This window comes from Paenibacillus litoralis, from assembly GCF_046244365.1.
In the GTDB taxonomy this organism is placed as follows: Bacteria; Bacillota; Bacilli; order Paenibacillales; family NBRC-103111; genus Paenibacillus_V.
Window position 1 is genome coordinate 8,067,534 of sequence record NZ_CP176395.1, and the last position, 12,454, is coordinate 8,079,987.

Consider the following 12,454-nt stretch of genomic DNA (forward strand, 5'->3'; position numbering starts at 1 on the left):
AAAAAGCTAGTGTCCTCCGTTCCATTCGACTTGCGCTTTAGACGCCTGTTCTTTCTCTCCCTTGGCCGGGATGATGAGACGGGCATTCCCCATGAACAACACCGCTGCCAAGGCCAGTCCTGCAGGAATCAGCGCCCACAAAAACATGGTGGAGATGGACGATGAGAGCGAGTCGACGATCTTATCCATGACATCCGCCGGTATGGCGGCGCGCTTCTCCGGAGAAAGCAGCTCCCGGGTATCCCCGAACGAACCGCCCGCTTCGCCGAACGCGTCGCCCAGCTTGCCCGTCAACAGGTTCCGCTGCAAGATGCCGAATACCGTAAGTCCGACCGTCATGCCAAGCGAACGGACGAAAGCCATCGTCGAATTCGCCGAGCCCCTTTGGCGCATATCGAAATGATGGATGCCGGCCATGCCGAGCACCGAGAACGAGAAGCCTACGCCGAACCCTGCCGCGATCATGTAGACGGTCAGCATCCATTTGGACGTATCGGGCGTAATCGTGCCGAGCAGGAACGTGCCCAGTATAAACACGACGGCGGAAAATATCATGATGTTCCGGTACGAGGTCTTCGTTGCGAGCATACCGCCTACCTGCGCGGCAGCTACGGAGCCGAGCGTCATCGGCAGCAGAATAAGTCCGGAGTTCGTCGCCGACCCTCCCGTTACCCCTTGAATATAGATCGGGATATACATGGCGAAGGTGATGAAAGCCGCACCGTACAGCAGCCCGGTTACCGTGCTGGCCGCAAAGAGCCTTTCCTTGAACATCGCGAAAGAGATGATCGGCTCCTCCGCCTTCGTTTCGACGACCAGGAACACGATAAGAAGAACAGCCGCCGCCGCAAACAAACCGAGAATGACAGCGGAATCCCAAGCGTATTCCTGTCCGCCGAGCTCGAGCGCGAACATCAGGCAGACGATCGAGCCGACGAGCGTCGCCGCGCCCCACCAATCGATGCGCTGCTTGGAATGCTCCATCGATTCATGATAGAAGAGCAGAATGAACGCCAGCGCAATCAAGCCGATCGGCAGATTGATGTAGAAAATCCAGCGCCAGTCGATATAGTCCGTAATGTATGCGCCGAGCAGAGGCCCGAATAGGCTGGAGGTACCGAACACCGCTCCGAACAAGCCGCCCATGCCGCCCCTTTTCTCCGGCGGAATGACATCGAACATCACCGTGAATGCGATCGGCACCAAGGCTCCGCCGCCTATTCCTTGAATTGCTCGGTAAATACTCAGCTCTACGATGCTGTTGGCCGTACCGCACAAAATCGACCCCAGCAGGAACAAAGCAATGCCCAGCACGAAAAACCGTTTACGTCCGTACATGTCGGACAGCTTGCCGAATATCGGCATCGCCGCCATCTCCGTTACGAGGTACGCGGATGTTACCCACACGAATTTGTCGAGACCGCCGAGATCCGAAACGATCGTCCCCATTGCGGTCGCCACGATCGTATTGTCGATCGCCGCAACGAAAATCCCGAGCAGAAGCCCGGCGATAACGTATCCCAGCTTGCTTTTTTGTTGTACCATAAGGTTCAAAATCCTCCTCAATCCATCGTTTACTCTCTTTCACAAGCTTATTTTAAGGGGCTAACGCTGACAGCACTGTGTCAGTGTTAGCGGGCGGAACAAAAAAAGACTTCCCCCTCCTGCCAAATGCAAGAGAGAGTAGTCTTATGGACGACGTCCCGATATACCGTACCCGTACCCATACTGCTCAAGCCCTGAAACGGTAGCCCGCCCCCCAGATCGTCTCGATATACTGCGCGTTGTCCGCGTTCATTTCGATCTTCTCCCGCAGCTTTCGGATGTGCACGGTCACGGTGGACGTATCTCCGATCGCATCCATGCCCCAAAGCTTCTCAAAAAGCTGATCTTTGCTGAACACCCGGTTCGGATTCGAAGCGAGATAGGCAAGCAGGTCGAATTCTTTGGTCGTCAGCGACACTTCCTGCTCATGCACGAATACCATGCGCGTCTCCGTATCGATCACCAGTCCGCGAATCCGAAGCTGCGCTGCAGGGGTTTTCCTGCCGACGAGCCGATCATAGCGGGCCAGATGAGCCTTGACTCTGGCGACCAGCGCGCCGGGGCTGAACGGCTTCGTAATATAATCGTCCGCACCGAGACCGAGTCCGCGGATCATGTCGATGTCCTCTTTCTTTGCGGTGACCATCAAGATCGGAATGTCGCGCTTCTCGCGAATTTGCCGGCACAGCTCGAAGCCGTTTATTTTGGGAAGCATCAAGTCCAGAATGATCAGGTCGTACTCCCCGTGCAGCCCCATCTGCAGCCCCTGCTCCCCGTTCGAGGCGATATCCGCGCGGAAACCGCCGATTTCCAGGTAGTCTCTCTCCAGCTCCGCTATGCTTTGCTCATCCTCAATCACCAGAATGGATTTCATCGTTTTCACCGCTCTTTGCCTGTAGATGATAGTACCTTTAATGTGATAAAAATAGAGGTGCCTACGCCTTCCGCGCTCTCCGCCCGGATCTCGCCCCCATGTCCCTCGACGATCTGCTTGGCGATGGCCAGCCCCAGCCCGCTGCCGCCCGTATCGGAGTTGCGCGACTGTTCCGCCCGGTAAAACCGGTCGAATATGTGAGGAAGCGACTCCGCTTCGATTCCCTGGCCGTTATCGGTTATTCGTATCCGAACGCCGCCGTCGCCCGATACCTCGGCGTGCAAGTCGATTCGTTTATCCGGCTTATCCATATAGTTCACGCAATTGCGGATGATATTATGAATGACGCGAATGATTTTGTCGCGGTCCAGCGAAACCCACGTTCCCGGCGGCAGCGCGATGTCGGAGCGGAACCGGAACCCCTTTTTCTCCAGATCGAACCTTAAGTCCTCCGAGCAATCCTGCAAAAAATCGGTGATGTCGACGCGCTCGAATGCAAACGGCAGCCTCTTCAAGTCCAGCTTCGAGTATAAAAACAGCTCGTCGATCAGACGGTCCATTTCTTCCGATTTGGCATAAATGGTGCTGACGTATTTTTTCATTTTTTCCGGCGTATCGGCGATTCCGTCCTGAATGCCTTCTACATATCCTTTAATCGCGGTGATCGGCGTCTTCAGATCGTGGGAGATGTTCGTCACCAGCTCTTTGCGGTTCTCCTCGTACTGCAGCTGCGTCTCGATCGACAGCTTCAGCTGGGCCCGCATTTCCTCGAAAGCGACGGCGAGCTGACCGATTTCATCCTTGCCGGTGGCCGCCACCCGAAAGTCGAGATTCCCTTCCTTGATCTGTTTCACGGCATGCTTGAGCGATTGCAAGGGCCGAATGATGCTTCTCGACATGAAATAAGTAAGAACGGTATGCGTCAGCACCAGAATGATTAGGAGCGCGAGAAAGAGGATCGGAAAAAACTTTTGGGCAAAATTCGCAAAAGGGCTTATCGTCGTAACCAGAAACACGCTGCCCGGCGTTTGATCCGGAAACAGAAAGTCGACCTGCGTGAATGCGTAAATCCGATTGCCGATCCGGACGGCGGACTCTTCCTCTTTATAGCCGGTATGTTTAAAGGCTGGCAGCCGGCCGATCAGCTCCGGCTCGTCGATCGAACCGGATATATGCGTGAGGTTCCCGCCTTTCCGCACGATAAAGCCCGCCTCATTTGGTGCAAGCTCTTGGTCGAGCTCCGCCAAGTACTCCGTTTGCGCGAAGCGTCCGGGGTCGCCTGCGGCCGTACGCCGAATATCCTTGATCCACCGCTCGTCATGCCACGATTCAAATTGACTGGACGCTTGGCCTTTTACGCCGCGAAGGTCCTGCACATCGCCCCGGAAAACGATAACCAGCAGCAGAGCGGTGATCACCATGAGAACGACAGGCACTACAAGCATGGCCGCATAGGAGAGCAGCAGTCTTACCCGTATCGACATCAGGCTCCCCCTCCGTTGTTGAGCTAAGCTTCTTTTCTATCAAACATAGAATATCCGAGGGACAAAAACAAGATGCAGCCCGACGCCAGCAAAAGCGAAGTAACCGCCAGCTTGCTGCCCGAAACGACCGGACTCAGCCACAGCAGATGCCAATCCGTATACGAGGCCGGCGAGAAAACCGAAACGGAGCCTGCGAAAAAGGGAGCCAGCTTTGCCGCTCCATACAACACGATCGAGCCGATGATCGCGCTGCCCGCGCTTTTGAAAAACTGCGAGAAGAAGACGAACACCGAAGCAAGCGCCGACATGGCGAAGAAGGCCGCCAAATAGGCTTTACCCGTTCCGAGCCAATCGCTTCCGCTGCCGGCCGCTCCCGCAAACAAGCCGCAAACGAGCGTAACCGCCCCAAGAACCGCTAGCAGAACGCCGATGCCGATTACGAGCGCCGCCGTCTTGGCCGCATAAACCCGGAACCGCGTAATCGGCCTCAGCAGAGCCAGCTTTAAGGTACGGGAAGCCGTTTCGTTCGGAAACAGATCCGCCGCCGTCACAAAAATAAAAAGCGGAATCCAAAACGCCGTATACATGCCGAGCATTTGAACGGGGAACGATTGACTGACGGCCACCAATCCCAATATCGGCTGCAAGGCATGAAGCGACAAGGCTAAAATAACCGGGATGCATGCGGAAATGATCAGAAACGCAATCATCTTTTTGCGGTACATCAGCAGCAACAGCTCATTTATTAAACCGGCTTGGAAGCTACGCACTCTCGATTCCCTCCCTTGCTTGTTGCAGCTCGGCGATGTAGAACGATTCCAGAGACTGATTGTGCTGCAGCAGTTCGGAAACGTTCCCTTCCTTCCGTAAACGCCCCTCAAACACGATGCCGACCCGGTTGCACAGCTGCTCCAGCTCATGGATCATATGGCTCGAAATGAGGAAGGATGTGCCTCTCTCCTCCGCCAGCCGTTTGACCAGCTTGCGGAAAATCACGGTTCCCTCGATATCCAGCCCGTTCGTCGGCTCATCCAAAATGACGAGCTCCGGCTCCGGCAGAACGGCGGCGGCCAGCGCCAATTTTTGCTTCATGCCCGTCGAGTACTGCCTGATTTTATCTTTACGAACCGCGAGCAGCCCGACCAGCTCCAGCGTTTCGTCCATTTTCTTCTCCGTAATGTGGGGATAATAACGAGCGATCATCCGCAAGTATTGGGACGCATTCAGAAAATCGTGAAAATCTGCCGATTCGATCATGCAGCCGACGGGCCGCATCGCTTGCTCGTAATGCTCCGCGATATCGTTGCCGAATAAGGCGACCGAGCCTGTTTTGGCCCGGATCAGTCCGGTCATGAGCTTTAAAATCGTCGTTTTGCCGGCCCCGTTCGGTCCGAGCAGCCCGTATACGTCACCGGCGCGAAGCTCGAGACTGATGTCCCGTATTCCCCTTCCGTTGCCGTATATCTTCGTTACTTGCTTCATGTTCAAAATAGCTGTCGGCGTCATCGGGATCCCGTCCTCTCTTCCATTTTTGAAAAAACAGATAGAGCAGCCATTGCGCCCTATCTGCCTGTTCGCTTGCCTGAACGCTATTAATTTTCGCGTTTCCACTTATGATCGTTTTTGATCGTTTGCACTTGCTTGCCTGTCAGATCGATCTGGTCCGGCGTCGTGCTGTTGTAGTCCGAGAGATCGGCGTTTACATGAAAGGTCACGACATGCGGCGTGCCGGCTTCGTCTTTTCCGGATACGGTAAGATCCGCTTCTTGATGCGTAATATAGTTCGATGCGTCGATGACTGCTTTTAGCGATACTTTATCGATCTTGATGTCTTGGCTCAGCTGCGGCTCCTGCCCAAGAAAGTCTTTGTTGAACGGGAGTTCGCCCTTATTGTCGACCGCCTCTTCCTTGCCGCCGTCATGATGTTCTTTTACCGCGTTCTTAATGGCGATCGGCGCGATCGCATTCACGACTGCCGGAAGCTGCGCATTGGTCAACTCGACGGAAACTTCCTTCGATCCGTCGGCTTTCGCGTCAACCGCCACATAATCCTTCAGGTTGCCGACAAGCGCGTCAATGACCGTTTCCACCTGCTGCGGAATCGCTTGGTCGATCGGCTCCTTGGCTTTTTTGCGCTTGTCCTGCTTATCCTGCTCGTCCTGACGGACGTAATAGACGTCGCTGTCGGCCGACTTCAGCACCGTTCCGCTCTCCTGCTTATAGAAGCTGAGCTTTTGTCCGGCTCCTCCGCTCGTTACATCGACCGTACCGCTTCCTGTCTTGTTGTCCAAACTTGCTTTAAAGCTGCCGTTCGCGCTGGTCAGCACAACGCCGTTATCCTGCACGACCGCTTCCGCTTGGACGCTGACGCTTTTCGCCGCTTTCGTCGTCTTAAGCGCCGATTTATACGTGTCGTACCCCGACGTTCCAGCCATTACCGACATGCCCGCCGTCACCATCACGATGCTGCTGATGCCGATGGCGCTGCCCAGCGTTACCCATTTCTTCTTCATGTTTTGCCTCCTTATTCGAATGATTTCCCTTACATGCCTATCGTACACGCCAAAAATAAAACGCCTATAAATCAACTATTAAATAAATCTTAACTCGTTCGGCTTGGCCAAACCCTTCGCTCCGCACGCTCGTAAAACGCGATTCCCGCCGTCATCCACTTGCGCAGCAGTCCGGATTTAACGAATAAACCATGCGCCCCGACTGCCGCTAGAACGCCGATTCCCGCTCCAGCCGCCACATCCAGCGGATAATGAACGCCTGTCCATATCCTCGAAAACGCGATACAAGCCGCAAGCAGCAGCCAAACCGATCCGTCCCTCTTGCGGTACAGCCATATCGACGCGGCAATGACGAAGGAGCCGATCGCATGATCGCTCGGGAGCGAGGCATTGGCAGCGTGATCGATCAGTTGCTGCACATGATGGGCGACAAAAGGTCTGTCACGGTAAAACAGATGGCTAAGCAGCATACCGATGCCAAATGCGGAGCATGCCGACATGCCGGCTTGTACGACCATTTTCCGGTTGGTCTCCGATCTGGTGAACCAATAGAGCACAACCCCCAAGTAAAAGAAATATTCCGCGTCCTGCGCTAGAAACCGCATAACGGCGTCAAGGACGGGAAAGCGCCCGGCTAAATCGTTAACCGACTGGAAAAGCGAATAATCAAAGCTGGTAATCGACATCATAATCGGTACTCCTTACCTATGAATTTTCTCGCCGCGAATTTTGCGCAATAGCAGCCAGCAGGCATAAACCAGTACCAGACCTGCCACCGCATAGCTGAACGGATGCATAAACGTTTCGACGACCTGCCATTGCTCGTGAAGCTGGAATCCCAAATACGTTAACGCCAAATTCCACGTCAAGCAACCAAGCAGCGTATATAGAACGAACCGGGAAATATTCATTTTACAAATGCCGGCAGGCAGCGAAATGAACGTCCGAACGACAGGCAGCAAACGGCCGAAAAATGCCGCCTTCCCGCCGTAACGGGCAAACCAGGCGTCCGCTTTCGCGATGTGCTTCGAATGAATCAGCACGTATTTCCCATAACGCTCCAAAACCTTTCGCGCCCCTGAAGCGCCGATATAATAGACGAGTATAGAGCCCGCCACGTTGCCTGCCGTGCCTGCGGCAAAAACCTGCCAGAAATCGAGCGTGCCCTCGGCCGCGTAAAATCCCCCAACCAGCATGATCACCTCGCTCGGTATCGGTATGCAGGCGCTTTCCAGCAGCATGCCTGCAAATATCCCGGCCGTTCCCCAATGTTCCACCATATAGGAGGCGAGGGACGATATCCATTCCATGATCTGATGCATCTGTCCACATCCTTTCGTAACCACTTTACCTTCAACAAATGAAATTTCGCTTAGGAGAAACGGTAGAAAAGATTAAAGAATAATTAACAAAAGATTAAGTCCGGCGCATAGGCAACGTAAAAAAAGCTTCGAAACGCCGGCCGGGGCAACCCCGGGGCATCTCAAAGCTTCGTTCGTTGTTCGGATTAAGATTAAGGCTCGGCGATAACCGCTTCCTTGGCCGAAATAAAATGAACCACCTTGCCGACGATCTGCATCTGCTGGCTGCGATGGTACACCATCGGCTCGAATTCCTCATTCTCCGAAACGAGCGTGGCATGCTCCTTTGACAGCTTGAACCTTTTGATCGTGGCCCGGTTCTCCACCATGACGAGCGCGATTTCGTTGTTGTTCACCATGTCCTGCTGGCGGATGATCGCATATCCGCTGTCCGTAATGCCGGCGCCGACCATACTGCGCCCCTTTACGCGAACGGCAAAACACCTTTTGTACTCCTCGGGAACGCCGAGGTATCCCTCGAACATGCGGATCGCCTCAATCGGTTCTCCCGCTGCCGCTTCACCCCAAATCGGCACCATATCCGCATTCGACAAGGCGGCGTCGGCCAGACCTCCGGTACCGTACTTGCCGGCGGCAGACGTTTCTTTAACTATGCGGCGGTCTTCGCGGGCGGTGGCTATTTTGTCATACGTATGCACCTTGGCGAGCTTCATGGCCATCGTTTTCAAAAGCTCGATCTCATCCTCAGGCAGCGATTGCGCCTCATTGAATAGCTCTTTGAGCGATTGCGTCGCATGGAGCCGCAGGGAGAGAGCTCTGCCTGCGCCGGCAAAATCGCCTTCAGCCTGCCCGTACTCATCCAGCGCTTCGCCCGTTCCTTTCAAAATCCAATCCGTCGGCACCTGGAAAAACTCCGATAGCGCAACGATCGAATTGCCGCCGGGAATACTCCGTTCCTTCTCCCATTGATTGACGCTGCCTCGGGAGGAGCCGATCTCGTCCTCCAGCTCCGCCATCGACAAACCTTTTGTCGTTCTAAGATGCTTGATCCGCTTTCCGATCGAGTTCAATCCGACCTACCTCCCAAGGATAACGTGTTGCGGCGTTCTTTGCGTTCCCACGATGGCCGGCTTCCGGAGCGTGTGCGGCTGTGCGAAGACGTCATGCATGAGGAATAGCGTTTGCTTACTATTTTTATTATCGCAGAAAAAAATCTATAAATACAGTTGCTTGTGCTGATTATTTTCTGTAATATAGACGTACGGGACATGCATTCCTCATAAATTATAGAATAAATTCAGTGTTTTGGCTATTGGCAAGTGATGAAAGTCCCCATCCATCAAGAAAAAAGCCGCTACCACTGAAAACGTTCATTGATAATGGCGGGTGACGCATAAACGCTTGACCCTGCCGCACGCGCTTTCTAGTGCCATACAGCCCGTTATCGGGATACGGGGGCCGAAACGGACACCGGTCGGCAGCCGGTGCGGCGTCGCGACGATCTGCAAAGCCGCAAGGAGCGATCAGCGGGAACGAACCGCGAACCCGTATCCGCTAGGAGCATTATGCTCCATTGAGGAGTTGGAAAGCATATTTATCCTTCGGTAACCGTGCGCCCCCCTCTTACGGTTCCGGCGCATCGTATGACAGAGAGCAAGCCGAATAGCTAGTGGAGAGGAAAGGTGATCCGAGGCTCCGAGCCGATCGGAGGTATTTTTATTGGAGGTGCTGGGATGCCGGACGAAAAGAACGAAATGTTTCAACGGATAACCCGGGTCGAAACGAAATTGGATATTATGAACAGCACTCGCGAAACCGCCCAAGAGGCGCTATTGAGCACAAAGGCGTCGCACCGCCGTCTCGATGAGCTGCGCGAAGAAATAGCCGCAATGAAACAAGCGCAGCGATGGCTGATCGGGATCGCCATCAGCGCGGCGGGTTTCGCGCTTGCTGTAGCTGGATTTCTGCTGAAAGTGGTGAATGGCTGATGGAGACCCGCCTGTTTACGTGGGAAGCTCTCTCCGCCATGGGAGGAGCTTCTTTGCTTACCTTTTTTATTGTTCAATATACGAAAGGCTTGATGGACCGGGTTGCGAGCCGGCTGCCTACCGATCTGTACGCTGTAGCTGTAGCCTTTATCGTGCTAGTTATGGCCCAATTGGCCGTCGGCGCGCATGCAGCGGATTGGCGGGTATACGGACTCGCCTTTGCGAATGCCTTCCTTATCGCCGCGGCCGCCGGCCAGATGCAGAACAAGGTCATACGGCCGCCGGGGTTAGGGGGAGACACGCCATGACACGAGAAGAGTTTATCGCTGCAGTCGCGCCGATTGCGGTCCATTTGAGACACAAAAACTCTCCGATCTTCCCGTCCGTCCGGATTGCGCAGGCCATGCTGGAAACCGGCTGCACCCTGCATCCGTGGAACAATCTCATCGGCTATAAAGTCGGGATCGGGCTGCCGAGCGATTATTGGCGCGGTCGCAACGTCAGCGCGAAGACGTGGGAGGTTTACGACGGCATGCGCGTCGACGGTGTCCAGGCCCACTTTCGGGCCTACGATTCCATAGAAGAATGTTTTATGGATCAGGATCTGTTGTTCGCCTGGAGCCGTTACGACCGTGTGAGGACCGCCCGATCGCCGCATTTGCAGGCAGAAATGCTGCAGGTATGCGGTTATGCCACCGATCCCGATTATTCGATCAAGCTGGTTCGCCTAATCGATTGGCACGAATTGATGCACTACGATCAGATGGAGGAGGAAATGATGGTTTTCGAGAACGATTGGCAGTGGAAAATGCTCGGCGACGCGCTGGACGGCTTATACCGCAAAGGGGTAGTCAGCGACTATACATGGGCCGAAAAAGCCTATAAACGCGAGCTGACGCAGTCGGAGCTGGCATGGCTTACGACGATCGCTTTTGCGCGGTTTAACGGGATTGAAATTTAGCCGGATCAACAATCGCAAGCGTTGCTCGAGGGTTGGCGGAATCGAAATGCAGCAGGAAAAAACAACCGCATGCGTTTGCGTTGGCACGGATTGCGGAATCGAAAGGTAACCGAATCAACAGCCTACACGCGTCGCGATAATTCGTGGCGGACATAGGATCCGGCACAATAACGAACGCTCTGCGTTTGTGAGGATAGCGACTATGTCTCTCATTTTACTTCCCGCCCCCGGTACGCTAGAATGACGGTAACGAAACATAACCGGTAAGGAGCAAGTACATTTGAACACAGATGTTATCGTAATCGGCGGAGGACCCTCCGGGCTGATGGCAAGCATCGCTGCCGCGGAACGCGGCGCGGAGGTGCTGCTGATCGACAAAGGAGACAAACTCGGGAGGAAACTCGGTATCTCAGGCGGGGGACGCTGTAACGTGACCAACGCCAAAGAAATAGACGAGCTTATCAAGCATATACCCGGCAATGGCCGGTTTCTGCACAGCGCATTGGCAACGTTCAGCAACCGGGATATAATCCGATTCTTCGAAGATCTCGGCATTAAGCTGAAAGAAGAAGACCGCGGACGCATGTTCCCCGTTTCCGATCGCGCCAAAACGGTCGTGGACGCGCTTGTCGGCAAGGCGCGCGGTCTTGGCGTGCGCATGCGCGTCAACACCCCCGTCGCAGAGGTAATCTACGGAGACGGGATCGTAAAAGGAGTTCGGCTTCGCTCCGGCGAAACGATCCCTTGCACAGCCGTCATACTCGCGACCGGAGGCAAGTCCGTCCCGCACACCGGCTCTACCGGCGACGGCTATGCATGGGCGGAAGCAGGCGGCCATTCGATCACCGAACTGTATCCGACCGAGGTGCCGCTAACTTCCCGCGAACCCTGGATTCGCAGCAAGGAGCTGCAGGGACTCAGTTTGCGCGACATTACGCTGTCCGTTTGGAATGCCAAGTCCAAAAAAGTAATCGAGCATGAAGGCGACCTTTTGTTTACCCATTTCGGCATATCCGGACCGACGGCACTGCGCTGCAGCCAGTTCGTCGTGAAGGCGCTCAAGCAATCCGGCGCCGCCGCCGTTCGGTTGACGATCGACCTGTTCCCGGATAAGCGTGCCGACGAGCTCTATGCGGAGTCGCTTTCACTAGCCAAGAACGAGTCAAAGAAAGCCGTGCGCAACGTGCTGAAAGGCTTGCTGCCGGAGCGGCTGATCCCGCTTCTGCTCGACAAGGCCGGGATTTCAGGAGACGTCACCTTCGACAACATTCCGAAGCAGCCGTGGACGGAGCTCTCGAAGCTCATGAAAGCATTCCCGGTCGATGTAAACGGCACGCTTTCCATCGAAGAAGCGTTCGTCACGGGCGGCGGCGTCAATCTGAAGGAAATCGACCCGAGCACGATGCATTCGAAGCTGACGGCCGGCCTGTTCTTCTGCGGCGAAATTCTCGATATACACGGATATACCGGAGGCTACAACATCACAGCGGCGTTCGTCACCGGCTACACGGCAGGCAAAAGCGCGGCTGAATTACGCGGCGCGTACGCGGAACGATGATTGGTTTGGCAAGGCAAAGCCGAAGCTTACAAGCTTCGGCTTCCGTTTTAATCGGCAAGGAAGCAGCCACGGAGCTTAAGTTTACGAATCGGATAGATAAAGGTTCTAACAACGGTTTACCGGTAACCTTCCTGGCAACGATATCTCCGCTGTCTGGCTGTCCGCTCCCCGTCCCCGCTGCTCTGTGGTTGACAGCCAACACGTATCGC

At 54.8% G+C, this 12,454-nt stretch carries 13 protein-coding genes; 4 read left to right on the plus strand and 9 right to left on the minus strand.

The features are described from left to right. Window positions 1-6: 6 nt before the first annotated feature. The 9 genes from ACKGJP_RS33850 to ACKGJP_RS33890 all read right to left on the minus strand — a co-directional run bounded on the left by ACKGJP_RS33850 (window position 7) and on the right by ACKGJP_RS33890 (window position 8,808). Window positions 7-1,545 (minus strand): MDR family MFS transporter, encoded by a 1,539-nt coding sequence (locus tag ACKGJP_RS33850; RefSeq protein ID WP_409343123.1) that lies wholly within the window; start codon window positions 1,543-1,545, stop codon window positions 7-9. A gap of 187 nt (window positions 1,546-1,732) precedes the next feature. Next, window positions 1,733-2,419 carry a response regulator transcription factor gene (locus ACKGJP_RS33855; RefSeq protein WP_409343124.1) on the minus strand — a complete coding sequence of 229 codons (687 nt, stop codon included), beginning with the start codon at window positions 2,417-2,419 and terminating at the stop codon, window positions 1,733-1,735. A 5-nt stretch (window positions 2,420-2,424) separates the two neighbouring features. Continuing rightward, the gene (locus ACKGJP_RS33860; protein WP_409343125.1) at window positions 2,425-3,903 is read right to left on the minus strand and encodes a sensor histidine kinase; all 1,479 of its coding nucleotides are present in this window, start codon (window positions 3,901-3,903) and stop codon (window positions 2,425-2,427) included. Between the two features lie 23 nt (window positions 3,904-3,926). Further along, the gene (locus ACKGJP_RS33865) at window positions 3,927-4,673 is read right to left on the minus strand and encodes an ABC transporter permease subunit (RefSeq protein WP_409343126.1); all 747 of its coding nucleotides are present in this window, start codon (window positions 4,671-4,673) and stop codon (window positions 3,927-3,929) included. Continuing rightward, window positions 4,666-5,409: an ABC transporter ATP-binding protein gene (locus ACKGJP_RS33870; RefSeq protein ID WP_409343127.1), complete on the minus strand. Its 744-nt coding sequence runs from the start codon at window positions 5,407-5,409 to the stop codon at window positions 4,666-4,668. Before ACKGJP_RS33870 ends, ACKGJP_RS33865 begins: the two co-directional genes overlap by 8 nt. Before the next feature lie 86 nt (window positions 5,410-5,495). Continuing rightward, on the minus strand, window positions 5,496-6,416 hold the full coding sequence (locus tag ACKGJP_RS33875; RefSeq protein ID WP_409343128.1) for a hypothetical protein: 921 nt from the start codon (window positions 6,414-6,416) through the stop codon (window positions 5,496-5,498). Window positions 6,417-6,505: 89 nt separating this feature from the next. Further along, on the minus strand, window positions 6,506-7,105 hold the full coding sequence (locus ACKGJP_RS33880; protein ID WP_409343129.1) for an undecaprenyl-diphosphatase: 600 nt from the start codon (window positions 7,103-7,105) through the stop codon (window positions 6,506-6,508). Between the two features lie 12 nt (window positions 7,106-7,117). Beyond that, window positions 7,118-7,738, minus strand: coding sequence for a DedA family protein (locus tag ACKGJP_RS33885; protein ID WP_409343130.1), 621 nt, complete (start codon window positions 7,736-7,738; stop codon window positions 7,118-7,120). A gap of 191 nt (window positions 7,739-7,929) precedes the next feature. After that, the gene (locus ACKGJP_RS33890) at window positions 7,930-8,808 is read right to left on the minus strand and encodes a helix-turn-helix domain-containing protein (RefSeq protein WP_409343131.1); all 879 of its coding nucleotides are present in this window, start codon (window positions 8,806-8,808) and stop codon (window positions 7,930-7,932) included. Between the two features lie 663 nt (window positions 8,809-9,471). Here ACKGJP_RS33890 and ACKGJP_RS33895 point away from each other — a divergent pair. The 4 genes from ACKGJP_RS33895 to ACKGJP_RS33910 all read left to right on the plus strand — a co-directional run bounded on the left by ACKGJP_RS33895 (window position 9,472) and on the right by ACKGJP_RS33910 (window position 12,245). Continuing rightward, a complete protein-coding gene (locus ACKGJP_RS33895) occupies window positions 9,472-9,726 on the plus strand; it encodes a hypothetical protein (protein ID WP_409343132.1) in 255 nt (84 codons plus the stop codon). A 53-nt stretch (window positions 9,727-9,779) separates the two neighbouring features. Next, on the plus strand, window positions 9,780-10,034 hold the full coding sequence (locus tag ACKGJP_RS33900; RefSeq protein ID WP_409343133.1) for a hypothetical protein: 255 nt from the start codon (window positions 9,780-9,782) through the stop codon (window positions 10,032-10,034). Continuing rightward, window positions 10,031-10,687 (plus strand): glycoside hydrolase family 73 protein, encoded by a 657-nt coding sequence (locus tag ACKGJP_RS33905; RefSeq protein ID WP_409343134.1) that lies wholly within the window; start codon window positions 10,031-10,033, stop codon window positions 10,685-10,687. The genes ACKGJP_RS33900 and ACKGJP_RS33905 overlap by 4 nt, the downstream gene beginning before the upstream one ends. A 280-nt stretch (window positions 10,688-10,967) precedes the next feature. Next, a complete protein-coding gene (locus ACKGJP_RS33910; RefSeq protein WP_409343135.1) occupies window positions 10,968-12,245 on the plus strand; it encodes an NAD(P)/FAD-dependent oxidoreductase in 1,278 nt (425 codons plus the stop codon). Window positions 12,246-12,454: the final 209 nt, after the last annotated feature.